Origin of the sequence: Blautia sp. CAG:257, from assembly GCF_000433815.1 — a bacterium.
Taxonomy (GTDB): domain Bacteria; phylum Bacillota; class Clostridia; order Lachnospirales; family Lachnospiraceae; genus Blautia_A; species Blautia_A caecimuris.
In genome coordinates this window covers 50,916-67,408 of the sequence record NZ_HF999096.1, presented here as the reverse complement: position 1 = coordinate 67,408, position 16,493 = coordinate 50,916, and the positions used below count along the sequence as shown (strand labels likewise).

Sequence of the window (16,493 nt, the reverse complement as noted above, 5' to 3'; positions counted from 1 at the left end):
AAGAATAATCTTGACAATTTAAAATATGAGCTATATAATCATATCAAATCCACTACATTATTAATATAAAATCACTAGTTTTTAGAGATTATATATTACATGATATAGTCTGTAAAATCTGGTGATTTTTTTCGTCAGATGGACTTTTAACTTTTTATTTTTATGGAGGTAACATCATGAACAAGGGGACTGTAAAATGGTTCAACGCAGAAAAAGGATACGGCTTCATCACAGGTGAGGATGGCGCTGATGTATTTGTACACTTTTCTGCAATCAACGGCGAAGGATTCAAATCTCTTGATGAGGGACAGGCCGTAACTTATGATCTGACAGAAGGCGCTCGCGGAATGCAGGCAGCTAATGTTACAAAATTATAATAAGTTATTATCTGTTCATATCGGATAGCATTCGTATTGATCACAAAAATCCCCGGCATATACCGGGGATTTTTTTATTTGCTTATTCTGTTGTTTCTGCTGAAAGTCCGGCTACATAGCTGTCCAGAGCAGATGTGTCCATAGTAGTCTGTGTTACAACAGAATCCTGTTTCTGTTCTATTTTGTCATAAACAGAATATCCGATCCATGCAACAAGAGCCACACAGACAACTACGCCCACAATTCTTTCCAGCCAGTCATAAAACTTTTCTTTTTTCTGTTCTTTGCTGTGGCCGTTTTTTCTTTCTTTATACTGATCCACTTTTTTCTGGCTCATAACTGAATCTCCTTTACTGTAAATAGACTGCTGTTTATTTCTGCAGCAGGCTGAATATACAGATAATTATAGCACGTCATTTTCATTCATGCAATGCTTTTAAACAGCGACAATAACACCGCCATTATTTGCATACATACTGCTGACGCCTGCAGTATCCAGAACAATGATCTTTTTGGTTGTAAGCTTTTCCTGAAGCGCTTCCTTTAAGAGCATTGCCCGATCTTTGCAATTACAGTGAGAAATTGCCAGAACTTTTGATTCACTGTTTTCTGTCTTTTCCACAACGTGCTGAACCATTTTTATAAGAGCCTTATTTATTCCTCTTGCCTGATCAAGCTGACAGATAGTTCCCTCATCTGTAGATCCCATAACCGGTTTAATCTTAAGAGCGCTTGCAACAAGAGATTTCACTCTGCTGAGACGTCCGTTCTTGCGAAGTGTTTCCAGATCGTCCAGAACAAAAAATGTATTCTGTTCTGCTATATATTTTTCAACTCTTTCCACAGTTTCCCGGAAAGAACAGCCTGCTTCCTCACATTCCTGAATCTTTATTCCGATCAGCGTTTCTCCCACAGAGGCTGACCGGGAATTAAATACATAAACATTTCTTCCGGGATTCTCTTCCAGAAACAGATCTTTTCCAAGAACTGCACTGTTATATGAGCCGCTCAGCTCTGAAGATAAAGTCACTGCATAAATATGATCTGCCTCACATTCATAAGCCTTCATATAGCGTTCCGGAGACGGACACGCAGATTTCGGGCACTCCGGACAGGCAGCCACTTTTTTCAAAAACTCAGCCTGATCAAAAGTATCATCATCTATTACAGTCTCTCCGCCTACATTAAGTGTCAGCGGAACAGATTCAAAACGTTCATCGTCTTTCCATTCATCAAGAAATTCTCCGCAACTGTCTATAATAATTTTATAACTCAACTATATCGTCCTCTTTTCCATTATATGTAGTATCGAATACCACGTTTATCTTACCATATCACTTTTCATTTGAAAAGACTTTTTCTAAAAACTCTGTTCTTTTTTTCATTTCTGTTTTATAATAAAAAAAAATCAAGGGAGCCTGAATATGCTTGCACTGAAAATCAACGATGTCAAAGGATTTATGAACCGGCTTCTGATCGGGGAGACCTTTGATCAATTTCCCATGGCAGAAGCTTCTGTCACAACTTTCAATACTTTTTCCATAGATGGGCTAATAAATAAAGAATTTTTCGATACCGACACACAGGATATCCTGACCCAAAACAAGACCATTTATTCTGCATGGAGGGAAATAAAACCTTTTTGCTTTTCAATCATACGCGGAAAACGAACTCCGCTGCAGTTCAAAATTGTATTTCAGCTTTCACCTGAACAGTTTTTCTCTATTTTTGAAGAAAAAGAGTCTGACCTTTTTTCTGCTGTCAGCAGCTTCTCTTTAATTATACAGTATAAAAATAATACGCTCTTGTGTACTACAGGAATCTCTCAAATATACTTTTCCATGGACAAACGTGCTGAACAGTTCTGGGACGTTTCCGTTCACAACTTTTTCCGCGGTCTCGGTATTAACTGTGAATCCCTGTAAAACAGTTTTCTTTTATCTTTTTTATCAACTATCTGTCATCTGAACTGAGATAAAATGCCAGCATGTCTACAAACTCGCTGTTTGTAGGCTTGTAACTCAGAGGATATCCGGCAATCCTGTCCATTTGATCTTTATTCGCACACCAGCAGACATTGACTACAGTCCGGATATCATGTTCAATATTGTTCGGGGTAGATTTATATTTTCTCGCCAACGGAGGATACACATCCTTGGTAATTCTCAGGGGATATCCGGCTGTCTCCATGGACAGTTTTACAGCATCTGCCACAAAATAATATCCTTTGTACTTCGATGTTACTCCCATCTGTCTGATTAAATGGTATACTTTCCTCATTTCTTTCTCCTCTGAAATTTATTTCTAATTTTCTTTTTCTCCCATATACTATACGACAATTTATCAATATTTTTCTATTTACTAAATAACTCGTGGAATATCGAAAGAAAAAGTAATTTTCATAATTTTTTCGAGATTCTTCAACAAAACCTTGCTCGGACATACTTTTCTAGCATAAGAATCACGATGTAATTTGTCAATATTAATTTTTGGCGTTTTATATCAAAATAATACAAAAATTTATATTTTTCACTCTATCAGAACATTTTGTACTTATTTTTTTATGTCTGTCTCTTTATTTTCTTTAAAAAAGAATAGTTTCTTGTCTTTTAGAAAACATACAAAAATCCCGGTTACCTTTTCAGGCACCGGGACTTTACTCACATTCATTTTGGTTTATTTTGTCAGCAGCATCAAAATATCATTGCTTCTCTGAACAAATTTTGTCATTTCATCTGGTGAAAGCTGCTTATGACTGATCATTGCCAGATCATAAAGCTGTTCACAGATAACTGCTGCATGTTCAGACTCCTGATTCTCTGCAAGGAACTTCACCAGAGGATGGTTAATGTTTAAGACAAGTGTTTCCTGTCCGCCAAACATTCCCGGATCCATTCCATACATATTATACATTTTCATCATATCCTGCATACGACGGCTTTCCTCAGAAAGCATCATCATTGCGGATACTGCTTCATTCTTCAGACTTTCTACTTTCACTTCAAGCTTTTCTTTATTCAAATTTTTACGGAAAAGCTCTGTCAGCGTTTTTGCTGTATCGTCATCAGCAGCGTCTCCGCCCTTCAGCTCTTCTGTCAGATCTGCATCAATTCTCTTAAACTGAAGTGTCTGATCTCTCTGCTCAAGATGAGAAATAAAGGCAGTATCAATATTATGAGAAAGAATCACCGCATTCTTTCCAGCTTCCTTAAACATATTAATATACTGGCTCTGCTGTACCGGATCTGTCACATAAAATACTGTTGTCTTTTCCGGTTCTTTCTCATCTTTATTTTCTTCTGCATTTTCCTGAGTCTCTTCCTCAGTGTGTTCTGCCTCTTCCTTCTTGTTTGCCTCTATACAGTCTTTAAGGGTAAGGTATTTGTTGTCCAGATCCTTAAACAGAATATAGTCATGAAGCTTGTCTGCAAACTTTGAGTCTTTAATACATCCAAATTTAATAAACGGACTGATGTCATCCCAATATTTTTCGTATGCCTCGCGGTCTGTCTTACACATTCCGGTCAGCTTGTCCGCTACTTTTTTCGCAATATATTCAGAAATCTTCTGAACAAATCCATCGTTCTGAAGTGCGCTTCTTGATACGTTCAGCGGAAGATCCGGACAGTCGATCACGCCTTTCAGAAGCAGCAGGAATTCCGGAATCACTTCTTTGATATTATCTGCAATAAATACCTGATTGTTGTAAAGTTTAATGGTTCCCTCAATGGAATCATACTCTGTATTGATCTTCGGGAAATACAGGATTCCTTTCAGGTTAAATGGATAGTCCATGTTCAGATGGATCCAGAACAGCGGCTCTTTATAATCCATAAATACTTTACGGTAAAATTCTTTATATTCTTCGTCTGTACATTCGTTTGGATGTTTCATCCAGAGCGGCTGAGGATCACTTAAAGAAACAGGACGTTTGTTGATCTTTACGCGGTCTCTTGCAGGAGAAATTTCTACGATTTCCTTTTCTCCCTTGTCATTTTCTTTTTCCTCTGTTTTTGCCTCTTCGTGAATATGCTCCACAACAACATCGTCATCTCTTAAATCAGCTTCATCAATCGTCTCATATTCCTGCTCTGCATTTTCTTTTGCAAGATAAATATTTACAGGCATAAAGGAGCAGTATTTTTCAAGAACCTCACGCATACGGTATTCATTACAGAATTCCAGGCTCTCTTCATTCAGAAACAGCGTGATTTCTGTACCTACGGTATCTTTATTTCCGTCCTGAATGTCATATTCTGTTCCGCCGTCACAGGTCCAGTGAACCGGAACAGAACCTTCTTTATAGGAAAGCGTATCAATATGCACTTCATCTGCTACCATAAATGCAGAATAAAAGCCCAGGCCAAAATGCCCGATCATCTGATCATCCGTTGTTTTATCTTTATATTTCTCCAGAAATTCTGTAGCGCCGGAAAAAGCGATCTGAGTGATGTATTCCTCCACCTCGTCTGCAGTCATACCAATACCGTTATCGGTGAATTTCAGAGTCTTTTTTTCAGAATCAACGGTTACCTGGATTGCAGGCTTATAATTTTCCGGGAAACTATATTCTCCCATTACCTCCAGCTTTTTCAGTTTGGTAATTGCATCGCATCCGTTTGATACAAGCTCGCGCACAAAAATATCATGATCTGAATAAAGCCACTTTTTTATAATAGGAAAAATGTTGTCACTGTTAATTGATAAGTTACCATGCTTTACAGCCATGTATTCCACACTCCTTTGTTTTTTTCATTTCTGTGATATATAGTAATACCCTTTCTCATAAAAGTCAAGAAAAAACTAGCACTCACATTAAATGAGTGCTAGTAATTTTGTTTTGTAACTTTTTATTTCTTTTTACGGTAAATAATCACGCCTGCAATGGCTGCCGCAGCTACTACAAGAATCACCACAAAAACAGCGATCGGTGAATCATCTCCTGTTTTTACTGCATTTTTGCGGTTTGCTGCAGGAGTAAGGTTCTGTCCCGGAGCAGTAACCTTTGCCTTGGAAATGGTAAACGGTACTGACTTTGTATCATAGGTTTCAGAACTCTTCCATGTTTTTCCGTCATAGGTCTGAAGCTGGAAAGTAACCTTCAGTGTGTAATCTCCGCTCTGAGCCAGGCCAAAGGTAGCTGTATACGGCGCTGCATCCCAGTTATTTGTATTGATCACAGTCCAGTTCAAAGGAAGATATCTGGTATCGCCTTTTCTCGGAGATGCATTGTCCATTCCTGCGCCTACCGCAGTAAAGGAAATTCTGGATTGTGTAGTGTACACTCCATTGTACTCGATTCCTGTGATCTTATTCTGATCTGCAGATACAGTTTTTGAAGTATACGCTTTTACACTGACCTTAACACTTGTTTTAAGCTCCAGGTTCTTATCATTGTCAACACCTTCCGGAAGCTTCACAGTTCCCTGAACACGGAAGCTCTGCGCATCTGTACCGGACGGATCATAGCTGCAGTTCTTCACATCCCAGGATACTGCCGCATTCATATTTCCTGATGTTGTTTCAATTACAACCACTGACGGAAGTTTTAAGGATTTTGCATCCTTTTTCGTTCCGTTTGCCAGTCCGGTAATATCTGCCGGAGTCTGGATCTTTGTAAGGGATGCGCTTCCCTTGATTACCTGGAAAACTGCCTTAAAGCCTGTTTTTGCGCTTTCTGATGCCACTTCTACGGTTTCCTGGTAAGTATTTACATCAAGACCTGTCTTCGGCCTTACGGTAAAGCTTACAGAGTCTCCCGGCTGCAGAGTCAGCGCTGAAGCTTCCACTTTACTTACTTCAAAATTCTTTCCTGCAGGCTGTACCAGTGTCTCAGTAACATTTCCATTATTGGTCACAGTAACCTGCTGGGCCTCAATCTGTCCGTATCCTTTTTTTGCTGACGCAAAATCCAGTTCGGAAGGAGCTGCGCTCAGGCTGTGATTTACAGCCTCAACCGTCAGACTGGCAGTAATTTCAATTTTCTTTCCGGAGGTTTCATCTGCAACCATAAAGCTTTCCTGATAGCTTCCTGCCGCCAGTCCTGTTCTTGGACGAAGAATCAGAGTTGTACTCTCTCCTGCTCCGATCTTCTGATCAGCAAGAACTGCATCGAAGAACTGAAAATCTCCATTTTCACTTGCCGGCTGAGAGAGAGCGGCTTCCTCTGTTCCATGATTGGTCAGGGTCACGGATTTTTCTGCAGGAGCTTCCCCATATCCCTCAATCACAGCACCAAAATCCACCATATCGGTATCTGCCGCAACATCACTGCCGCCCTGCGGCTTCTCTGAAGGAATATTCAGTTTCACCTGTACCGAAACTGTATTTTCACTGTTGTTGATATCTGTAAAAGATAACACATCCTGATAATCTTTATCTGTTTCCAGATCCTCGGCCGGAATCACAGCAAACTCAGCGCTTCCTCCTGCCGGCACAACTGCTGTACCCGGATCTGCGATCACTTTTCCTGTCTCTGTGAATGCCTCAACTGTGATATCCTCAGAAGAATCATTCGTGAGCATCAGCTTCTGAGCATCCTGTGTGCCGAATTCCATTAACTCCAGATCAGCAGACAGTGCAGATCCTTCAGGAGTCTCCGGCTGCTCTGAAGCTTCCAGAACCATTCTTGCAGTAAAGGAGGCTTCCACCCCTTCTTCCGTCTGATATGCAATAGTATCTTCATATGTTCCCGCCGCAGTTCCCTGTCTTGGTGATACCCAAAGAGTTACCTCTGCTCCCGGCTCAAGGGGATCATGAATGTCCTGCACTGCAAAATGTTCCGGGGTATTTTCCAGAAAATGCAATGTCTCTGTTCCTGTATTCCTTACGGTTACATTCTTTGTTGTTCCGTCTGCTGTTTCTCCCACCGGAAGTATTCCAAAATCCAGAACACCTGCTCCGTCTTCTGTGATCACTTCCACACTGAAGACCTGTTCCTCTGTACCGGAAGGATTTTCCTGCTCATTCTCTTCCGGAATGCTTTCTTCTCCGTCTTCCTGTGCCGGCGGAATACCGTCCACGGACTCGCTTCCCGCCTCACCGTTCTCCTCTTCTGACGGATCAAACGGCGTCAGGATCTCATTCTCATTTAAAGTCTCTTCCGCTTCATCATATGTTTCTTCCGGTACGTCTGTATCTTCCTGCGCCGGCGGGATGCCGTCTACAGATTCGCTTCCTGCCTCTTCCTGGATTTCCTCCTGGGGTGCTTCCTGCACTGGCTGTTCAGCGTCTTCCTGGGAGGGTTCTTCCGGCAGGACTTCTGTTTCCTGACTGTTATTCTCCTCTGTCTGTGCCGGCTCCTGGGAAACTGCTGTTATTTCTGCTGTTTCTGCTTTAAGGCTTCCGGTATAGCCTTTATCTTCCAGCCCGGTAATTGTCAGAAGAATCTTTGACCCTACATCGTCCTGGGTCACAGAATATGTTTTTTCCCTGCTGAGTTCTGTAATGTTCCTGTTATCTGTATCAGATGCCGCCTTTCTGGACCATACATAGCTGACGCTGTCCTCTGATATTCCTTCCGGCTTCACTCCGTTCAGATCAGCACTGAGAGTTGTTCCAGGAGTTGCATTTCCGTTGATCTTAACCTGCCCTTCCAAAGTAGATACCGCTGCCGCAAACACGGCCGAGGGAAGAAGGGACAGCACCATAAAAACAGACATGACGATCGCTGCAATTCTTTTTGCTCTCATAAGTCATCCTCCTTTTCTGCTTTCTGCTATTTTTCTATTATGCCCATTTTTACCGGAGTCATGGACTTTTACAGGAATTATCCTGCTGTAAGCAAAGACACAGTTCAGTATCTCCTATTTCCTGTATGGTTATTATAGCATATATAAAAACAATCATGTAATCTCTGTTTTACCTGATCCGGTAAATAAAAACCGGAGAAGCTGCAGTCTGTTTGTGCTTTTTCTCCGGTTCTTTTATTTCTTCTTAAATGAAAGGCTTTCTTTATTTTAAAAATCCGCTTATGATCTGCTCTTCTGCTTCAGCTTCCGTAAGCCCCAGCGTCATCAGCTTGATAAGCTGTTCCCCGGCGATTTTTCCGATGGCAGCTTCATGGATCAGAGCCGCATCCACATGATTTGCAGTAAGCTGAGGAACAGCGCTGATCTTTGCATTTTCCATAATAATGGCATCACATTCCGTGTGTCCGCTGCATCTGGTATTTCCGCTGATGTGGGACTGGAACAGCTGCCAGGATTCATCTCTTGCCACAGAGCGGGACACAATATTGGCAGAAGAGTCCTCTCCGTCAAGCTGCACGTCAAACCAGCTTTCTGCTTTCTGTTTTCCATGAGTCATCAGACGCTCCATGACCACCAGCTTTGCGCCTGCCTTCAGATGGGCTCTGTTTTCCCTCTTTGTCGAATCCACGCCTCTGATCTGGACTGTTTCCATTTCCATAAAGCTGTCCTCATCCAGGCTGATCTCTGTTACAGGGTTCATAATACGCTCCCCGCTTCCATCGCCGCTTCCATAATGCTTTTCCACATATTTTACATGAGCGTTTTTACCGATAAAAAATCTGTGGATTCCGTCATGGCGGCTGGCGGCATCCCCTCCGTTATGGATTCCGCAGCCGGCAATGATCGTAACGTCTGAATTTTCCCCAATATAAAAATCATTGTAAACCACTTCCTCAAGACCGGACTGGCTCATGATCACCGGGATATGAACACTTTCCTTTTTTGTTCCCGGCTTAATATGGATTTCAATGCCGCTTTTATCCGGTTTATTGATGATTTCTATGTTTCCTGTACTTTTTCTGTCAATACTCTGTCCGTTGGAACGGATATTATAAGCTCCTGCAGGGATCTCATGAAGACCGGCCACCTGCATCAGCAGTTCTCTCTGTATTGCGTCCATTATTTCTCACTCTCCCCTTTATTTACGATTTGCAGCCTTATCACAGGATGGCGCTGCATTTGCCGTTCCCAGAAGCTCCGGCAGAATTTCTTCCTTTGTTCCTTTTTTTACCAGTTTTCCGTCTGCGATCAGAATGATCTGATCTGCAATATTCAGAATGCGTTCCTGATGCGAAATGATCAGAATGGAGCCATGAAGCTGTTCATGCATTTCCTCAAAAACCTGAATCAGATTCTGAAAGCTCCAGAGATCAATTCCAGCCTCCGGTTCGTCAAAAACAGATACTCTTGTTTTTCGCGCCAGGATCGTTGCGATCTCAATCCTTTTGATCTCACCTCCGGAAAGGCTTCCGTTCACTTCTCTGCGGATATAATCTTTTGCGCATAAGCCTACCTTGGAAAGATATTCACAGGCTCCGGCTACAGAAATTTCTTTTCCTGCTGCCAGACGGAGAAGATCAAATACTGTCACCCCTTTAAATCGCACCGGCTGCTGAAAGGCATAGCTGATTCCCAGTTTTGCTCTGTCTGTAATGCTCATATCCGTAATATCCTGTCCGTCAAAAAGGATCTGGCCGGACGTAGGCTTTTCAATCCCGGCAATAATTTTTGCCAGAGTAGACTTTCCGCCACCGTTTGGTCCGGTGATCACCACAAACTGGTTATCCTCCAGAGTCAGGCTTACATCTTTTAAAATTCCGATTTCTTTTGTGTTTCTTGTTTTTTCATCAGGCACCTGGAAACTGATGTTTTTTAATTCCAACATATCATCTGTTCCTCCATACAGGCAGAAAATCCGCCCTTATTTTTTCACTGTTATATATCATAGCACATTTTTTCTTACATGGATGATTTTATTTAAGAAAACAGGAGAGCCCTGACAGATTTTGCGCAGTACTCTCCTGATTCTTATTTCTGTATTCTTATCCCTCTACGATCAGATAGCCTCCTGAAGGCAGTGCAAATACCTCGCTTGCCTCCTTCAGCTCTTCATCTGTCATTCCCTCAATGTCAGCTCCTGCTTCATCCAGATAGCGGCGGACTTCTTTTAAGGTTTTTACCTCAACAGCCATACAGTCCTCCAGAAATTCTTCTGCCTCCTCATAGCTTTCTGCCACCGGCTCGTCATACAGTCTGCTCTGCTCTTTCAGAAATGTTTCAACGCTTTCTTTTTTGTACATCTTCAGATTACCTCCTCAATTTTTCCATTTGCCCGGATCAGACGTTCCAGGATTGGTTCTACCCTTTCTGCCGTATAGGATGCCGCCTCTATTACTCCCGGTTTGGCATGCTTCATGGCAAAGCTCCAGGGAACTGCTTTCAGCATCTCAATGTCATTGTATTCATCCCCGAATACCACACATTCCTCCGGTCTGATCCCAAGCTGATTCTGATATTCTTTTAAGCCCTTTGCCTTATTGGTTCCAAAAGGAATAAAGTCCACCCATTCTGTCCCTGAGGTTACAACCGTACATTTATCAGAAAAACGTTCCTGCCAGTACCGGATCGAATCCTCCTGAAGTCCTCTTTCATATACAGCAAGCTTCATGCAGGGTTCTTTCACTTCATCAAGACTCTCTATCACTTTACTTGTTGTTTTTACCACCTTTGTCATCAGGTCCAGATAATGCTGTGTTTTCGGACGTATATAATAGAAGTCTCTGGTTGCGCAGGAAAACTCTGCGCCGTCCTTTTCTTCTATTGCTTCCAGAATTTCTCTCACCAGCTCCGGCTCAAAATTGTCCTGATAAAAAACCTTTTCATTTCTTACTGCCAGAGCCCCGTTTTCGCAGATAAAAGCCATCTCGTCTGCCACCGGATCAAACAGCCTTCTCATGTTGGGATACTGTCTTCCGCTTGCCGCCACAAAAAGTATTCCAAGCTTTTTCAGTTCTCTGATCAATGGGAAAATCTCTTCCGGAAGCTGCTGTGCCCCGTTTAAAAGAAGAGTTCCGTCAAGATCACTTGCCACTAATTTAATCATTGTTGTATTCCTCGTAAATTTTTAATAGTTCCTTCGGATTTTCTATTATAACCCCTGCTCCGTTTTCCTGAAGCTCCTGCCTGTCCCGGAAGCCCCAGAGAACGCCCACCGTGTGCATTCCCGCCGCGTTTCCTGTTTGCATATCCGTTTTGGTATCTCCGATATAAAGACATTCCTCTGGTTTTACTCCAAGTACTTCCGCCGCCTTTAAGGGTCCGTCAGGAGCAGGTTTTCTGCGGATTTCTTCACTCTGCCCGATCACAAAATCAAAGGTACTGCCAAACAGCTCCCCAACAACCTTCACCGCAGCGTCATGGGGCTTATTAGAGCAGACTGCAAGGGCAGTTCCCTGTTTTTTCAGCCGGTCAAGAAGCTCCGGAATCCCCTGATAGATCCTGACTTTATACAGAGGGTCTGCATTAAACCTTTCTCTGTACTTTCTGCATACTTCCTCATAATACATAAGCTGCGGATCGCCGGCATCCTTCAGGCAGCGGCGAACCAGCATATTGGCTCCCTCGCCGCAATAATATCTGAAATGATCCACTGGCTGCCTCTCCAGTCCGATTTCATCCATCAGCTCATTTGCCACTGCTGCCATGGATTCCAGGGTATCAGCCAGAGTTCCGTCAAGGTCAAAGATACATGCTTTTATCATTCCTGCCACCTCAGTTCTATTCCTGATTTTTTTGCTTCATAAAACAGTCGTCCCACAGGCAGGCCGACTACATTTGAATACTCCCCTGAAATACTTTTCACATAAATACCGAATAGTCCCTGGATTCCGTAGCTTCCCGCCTTGTCCATAGGTTCTTTGGTTTTTACATAGTCCCGGATTTCCTTTTCAGATACCGGATAAAAGGTCACGTCTGTCTTTTCTGCAAAAGAAGTTTTCTGCCATTTACCACGAGTATTTTCCAGAATGGTAACTCCTGTATAAACCTGATGAGTATTTCCCTGGAGCATTTTCAGTGTCTGTACTGCGTCCTCTTCATCTTTGGGCTTACCCAGTATTTTTCCTTCAAAAACCACCACGGTATCTGCGCCCAGGATCACGGTTCCGTTTTCCGCCTCCGGAAAGACCGCCGAAAAAGCTTTCTGAGAGGACAGCTCTTTTACCGCCTCTTCCGGATCTGTTCCTGTAATATGTTCTTCTCCGTTTCCGGGACAGACTTTAAAGCTCACTCCTGCTGCAGCCAGAAGCTCCCTGCGTCTTGGAGATGCAGAAGCCAGAATTATTTTTCTCATAATCTGTTCATTCCTTTTTATTCTTCTTTTCTGTATTACAGTATAACCTTTTGCAAAAATTGTCGCAACCGGAAAAATCAACAAAGATGAAGTAAACGAATTGTCAGTTGAAATGAAAAAGACAGCTCCTAAAGGAAAATGGTCATAGACTCGTTTTTTCAATCATACAACCTACATCTCGTTTTTTCAAGTTTAGATATTCCCAATCTGTTCCCTGATTGCAAGGATCTTCCGTACGGTTGAACTCCCGGAAAGAGTTGCATGCAGCGTCTCTGCATACCTTTGGATTTCTCTTTGTTTCTTTGTATACTGTTTTCTCTGGCATTCCTCAATGATCCCATCTGTACCAGTTGCCACACTTACTGACATTTCCCTCTCTCTCCGATAGTTCACCAGATCGATCACTTTTTCCTGACCATAGTTCCGGATAAAACATCTCAGTTTACACATCCTGTCTGAACCCGTTTCACTCCATCCCATCGGTCTGGAACTCATCCGTTCCGAATACACACTGCTCACATGCCCTTCCGCACTGCAGCCCAGTACATGTTTGTCATGGAATGCCCTTTGGATATACTCCCAGTTCCCCACCAGATACTTCCGGCATTCTTCTACCGCACGTCCGCTTCCTTCACAATGGTTTTTGATCCGTGTCAGGAGCTTTTTTACCGCCAGAAGATTATTCTTGTAAATGTATTTATAAAACCGGCCTTTTGTAATCGTTTCCTCATCCAATGTATAACGGGCTACCCGGTTGATATATTTCATCAGATGGAACCGGTCTGCCACCAGCTTGCTTTTCCCTATATAACTGGTCGATGTCCGGATCCATCCCGCACCGTCACTACTGATGTACACGCATTTCAAAACATCCTGGTCATAATGCTGTTGGATATAGGCGTCTACCCTTTCCCACAGACATGCATTCTGATCCGTTCCTGCATAGAGCTCGCCAAAATAAAATGGTGCGATCAGTTTTCTCCTGCCTTTACAGACCTCTTCTTTTCCTTCAAAGAGATAGATCAGTTTTCCCATGAAACATCCCTGGTTTTTCCCGTTTTTCTGTCTATGGATATGGTCTTCGTCTGCTTCGATATAAAGATACTCACATGTTTTCTTTTCCACGGGGGGCTCTTCCATCTGCGGGAGTTCTTTTTCAATGGAATGTACCTTATTCATTACGGTAGTTTTTGTGATGGTCTGCCCATTTGTCTGGACAGAGTCTGCTGCATGCTGGTAGGAATGGACTGCCGCTTCGTTCAATACTCTTGCTTCTGCTACAGGAGTAAACCGTTCCCGGTCTGGAAGTCGGAGCAGTTCATCCAACAGGCACCGGGTCTTCCCATCCTGGTCTTTATACAGAGTGTGTGTAAATGTAATATCGCCTACGCCAGAGATTAAAGTCCGGTTCCTGCTTCTCTGTACCGTATAGCCGGCTTTGCGTTTTCTACTTTCCCGGATCAGAGTATCCGCAGCTGTCAGGGTCAGCCCTATGAAATCTGCCGCAACCTGATCGGTCAGCCTGTTTACAGTCTCCTCAAAATCTGCAAACTGGTCTAAATGTTCTAAAAATCCCTCCTGGGCATTCAATAATCCACTGACAAGAGTATTGATTAATGTTATAATATTCATGAGTATTGGACTCCTTTCGGTTTTTGTTTTTTTGGTCGAAATCATTATACCTCAAGGAACCAATACTCTTTTCATTTATTTTTAATTAACTGACTATTTCTTTACTCCAACATCAACAAATAAACCTGCACTTCCACCAGACTTTTCTTTTCTTTGCAAACCGGGTAAGGTTCCAGAAATTCCTTTTTCATTTTCCTTCATAAATTTGTTCGCAAAATAAAAACATCGTAGGATTAAAAAATCAGTGACTAAATGACTGGGAGAAAAGAAAGACGGGATATTTTTGTATAAAAAAACAACCAGAACTTTTATTCTGATTGTCTTTATGCAAGCTGATGACGGGAATTGAACCCGTGACCCCTTCCTTACCAAGGAAGTGCTCTACCTCTGAGCCACATCAGCATTCTGAAATTGTAAGAGCGTTGTACCGCTCACAGTTGATTATATTAACAGAAGAGGAATGGATTGTCAATATTTTTATTGATAAATTTTTAAAAAAATTTGGAGAACCTGTTTTTAAGTTTTTCCGAAGGTTTTCTCATAAAAACTTTTAAATTCCCGAATTTTATGATATGATAAATAATCAAGAACATTTCAGGAGGGAACGAGATGGAGAACGAAACCATTTCCAAAAATTTTATCGAAAATATTATTGATAAAGATTTAGCCGAAGGCGTATATGATACCGTACACACACGATTTCCACCGGAGCCTAACGGCTATCTTCATATCGGCCATGCCAAATCTATTCTTTTAAATTACGGACTTGCCCAGGAATACAACGGCAAGTTCAACATGCGTTTTGACGATACCAACCCTACCAAAGAAAAAACCGAGTTTGTGGAATCCATTAAAGAAGATATCCACTGGCTGGGCGCAGACTGGGAGGACCGTCTTTTCTTTGCATCTGACTATTTTGACCAGATGTATGAGGCAGCTGTAAAGCTGATCAAAAAAGGCAAGGCTTTTGTCTGCGATCTCACTGCTGATGAGATCCGCCAGTATCGCGGAACTCTTACAGAGCCCGGTAAAGAAAGCCCTTACCGTAACCGTTCTGTAGAAGAAAACCTTCAGCTTTTTGAAGAAATGAAAGAAGGAAAATACGCAGACGGAGAAAAAGTGCTCCGCGCCAAAATCGACATGGCGTCTCCAAATATGAACATGAGAGATCCGGTTATCTACCGTGTGGCTCACATGACTCATCACAATACAGGAGATAAATGGTGTATTTACCCCATGTATGACTTTGCTCATCCTATTGAGGATGCTATTGAGGGAATCACTCATTCTATCTGTACTCTGGAATTTGAGGACCACAGACCGCTTTATGACTGGGTGGTAAAGGAGCTGGAATATCCTCATCCTCCCAAGCAGATCGAATTTGCAAAGCTTTACCTTACCAATGTTGTTACCGGCAAGCGTTACATCAAAAAGCTTGTAGAAGAAGGCATTGTAGACGGCTGGGATGATCCGCGCCTGGTATCCATTGCAGCTCTGAGACGCCGCGGTTTTACACCGGAATCCATCAAAATGTTTGTGGACCTCTGCGGTGTTTCCAAGGCCAACAGCTCTGTAGACTATGCAATGCTGGAATACTGTATCCGCGAAGATCTGAAGCTGAAACGTCCGCGTATGATGGCTGTCCTTGACCCGATCAAGCTGGTGATCGACAACTACCCGGAAGGTGAGATCGAGTATCTGGACGCTCCTAATAATATGGAAAACGAGTCTTTAGGCTCCCGTAAAATTCCTTTTGGAAAAGAGCTTTACATTGAGCGCGATGACTTTATGATCGACCCGCCGAAAAAATATAAAAGACTGTTCCTTGGCACCGAAGTACGTCTCATGAATGCATATTTTGTTACCTGTACAGGCTTTGAAGCTGATGACGACGGAACTGTCAGAGTGGTTCACTGTACCTATGATCCGGCTACCAAAGGCGGAAACGCACCGGACGGCCGCAAGGTAAAAGGTACCATCCACTGGGTAGAGGCCTCTCAGGCAGGACAGGTTACCGTCCGCCTCTACGAGAACATTGTAGATGAAGAAAAGGGTGTTTATAATAAAGAAGACGGTTCTCTGAACCTGAACCCCAATTCTCTGACTACTGTTACTGCTTATGTGGAACCTGAACTTATGAAGGCAAAAGGCTATGACAGCTTCCAGTTTGTGAGAAACGGCTTCTTCTGTGCAGACATTCACGATTCCAAAGAGGGACAGCCTGTATTTAACCGTATTGTATCCCTGAAAAGCTCCTTTAAGCTTCCAAAAGCTTAATAGCTAACGAAACAGCAAAATACCCGCCAGGACTCTGATGATCTCCTTCATCTGTCCGGCGGGTATTTTTTCATGCAGTTTATAGATTTGTATGTCCTGTACTAA

At 42.6% G+C, this 16,493-nt stretch carries 15 protein-coding genes and 1 tRNA gene; 3 read left to right on the top strand and 13 right to left on the bottom strand.

Going from position 1 to position 16,493, the window contains the following annotated elements:
* Positions 1-176: 176 nt before the first annotated feature.
* Complete coding sequence (locus QVP40_RS11345) at positions 177-377, top strand: cold-shock protein (protein ID WP_005425201.1); 201 nt, start codon at positions 177-179, stop codon at positions 375-377.
* Between the two features lie 82 nt (positions 378-459).
* Here QVP40_RS11345 and QVP40_RS11340 read toward each other — a convergent pair whose 3' ends face one another.
* Both QVP40_RS11340 and QVP40_RS11335 read right to left on the bottom strand, forming a co-directional pair.
* Entirely contained in the window at positions 460-714 is a 255-nt protein-coding gene (locus QVP40_RS11340) for a hypothetical protein (RefSeq protein WP_022068523.1), read from the bottom strand.
* 99 nt (positions 715-813) lie between these two features.
* Positions 814-1,653 carry a DegV family protein gene (locus QVP40_RS11335; RefSeq protein WP_022068522.1) on the bottom strand — a complete coding sequence of 280 codons (840 nt, stop codon included), beginning with the start codon at positions 1,651-1,653 and terminating at the stop codon, positions 814-816.
* A 184-nt stretch (positions 1,654-1,837) separates the two neighbouring features.
* Between QVP40_RS11335 and QVP40_RS11330 the strand changes: the two genes are divergently transcribed.
* On the top strand, positions 1,838-2,302 hold the full coding sequence (locus QVP40_RS11330) for a DUF5721 family protein (RefSeq protein WP_288200518.1): 465 nt from the start codon (positions 1,838-1,840) through the stop codon (positions 2,300-2,302).
* A 28-nt stretch (positions 2,303-2,330) separates the two neighbouring features.
* Here the strand turns inward: QVP40_RS11330 and QVP40_RS11325 are convergent, their stop codons facing one another.
* From QVP40_RS11325 to QVP40_RS11275, 11 genes are all read right to left on the bottom strand, one after another.
* Positions 2,331-2,657, bottom strand: coding sequence for a sporulation initiation factor Spo0A C-terminal domain-containing protein (locus QVP40_RS11325; RefSeq protein ID WP_022068520.1), 327 nt, complete (start codon positions 2,655-2,657; stop codon positions 2,331-2,333).
* Positions 2,658-3,053: 396 nt separating this feature from the next.
* Positions 3,054-5,105: a molecular chaperone HtpG gene (htpG, locus tag QVP40_RS11320; protein ID WP_022068519.1), complete on the bottom strand. Its 2,052-nt coding sequence runs from the start codon at positions 5,103-5,105 to the stop codon at positions 3,054-3,056.
* Positions 5,106-5,227: 122 nt separating this feature from the next.
* Complete coding sequence (locus QVP40_RS11315; protein ID WP_022068518.1) at positions 5,228-8,068, bottom strand: COG1470 family protein; 2,841 nt, start codon at positions 8,066-8,068, stop codon at positions 5,228-5,230.
* 262 nt (positions 8,069-8,330) lie between these two features.
* Positions 8,331-9,251, bottom strand: coding sequence for a SufB/SufD family protein (locus tag QVP40_RS11310; protein WP_334290695.1), 921 nt, complete (start codon positions 9,249-9,251; stop codon positions 8,331-8,333).
* A gap of 15 nt (positions 9,252-9,266) precedes the next feature.
* A complete protein-coding gene (locus tag QVP40_RS11305; RefSeq protein WP_022068516.1) occupies positions 9,267-10,013 on the bottom strand; it encodes an ABC transporter ATP-binding protein in 747 nt (248 codons plus the stop codon).
* A gap of 157 nt (positions 10,014-10,170) precedes the next feature.
* Positions 10,171-10,428: a hypothetical protein gene (locus QVP40_RS11300; RefSeq protein ID WP_022068515.1), complete on the bottom strand. Its 258-nt coding sequence runs from the start codon at positions 10,426-10,428 to the stop codon at positions 10,171-10,173.
* A gap of 2 nt (positions 10,429-10,430) precedes the next feature.
* On the bottom strand, positions 10,431-11,231 hold the full coding sequence (locus tag QVP40_RS11295; RefSeq protein ID WP_022068514.1) for a Cof-type HAD-IIB family hydrolase: 801 nt from the start codon (positions 11,229-11,231) through the stop codon (positions 10,431-10,433).
* A complete protein-coding gene (locus QVP40_RS11290) occupies positions 11,224-11,889 on the bottom strand; it encodes an HAD family hydrolase (protein ID WP_022068513.1) in 666 nt (221 codons plus the stop codon). The genes QVP40_RS11295 and QVP40_RS11290 overlap by 8 nt, the downstream gene beginning before the upstream one ends.
* Positions 11,886-12,479, bottom strand: coding sequence for a Maf family protein (locus QVP40_RS11285; protein ID WP_022068512.1), 594 nt, complete (start codon positions 12,477-12,479; stop codon positions 11,886-11,888). The genes QVP40_RS11290 and QVP40_RS11285 overlap by 4 nt, the downstream gene beginning before the upstream one ends.
* Before the next feature lie 192 nt (positions 12,480-12,671).
* Complete coding sequence (locus QVP40_RS11280) at positions 12,672-14,111, bottom strand: ISLre2 family transposase (protein WP_022068511.1); 1,440 nt, start codon at positions 14,109-14,111, stop codon at positions 12,672-12,674.
* Positions 14,112-14,441: 330 nt separating this feature from the next.
* Positions 14,442-14,513: transfer RNA gene (locus tag QVP40_RS11275), tRNA-Thr, on the bottom strand.
* A 207-nt stretch (positions 14,514-14,720) separates the two neighbouring features.
* Between QVP40_RS11275 and QVP40_RS11270 the strand changes: the two genes are divergently transcribed.
* The gene (locus tag QVP40_RS11270) at positions 14,721-16,388 is read left to right on the top strand and encodes a glutamine--tRNA ligase/YqeY domain fusion protein (RefSeq protein ID WP_022068510.1); all 1,668 of its coding nucleotides are present in this window, start codon (positions 14,721-14,723) and stop codon (positions 16,386-16,388) included.
* Positions 16,389-16,493: the final 105 nt, after the last annotated feature.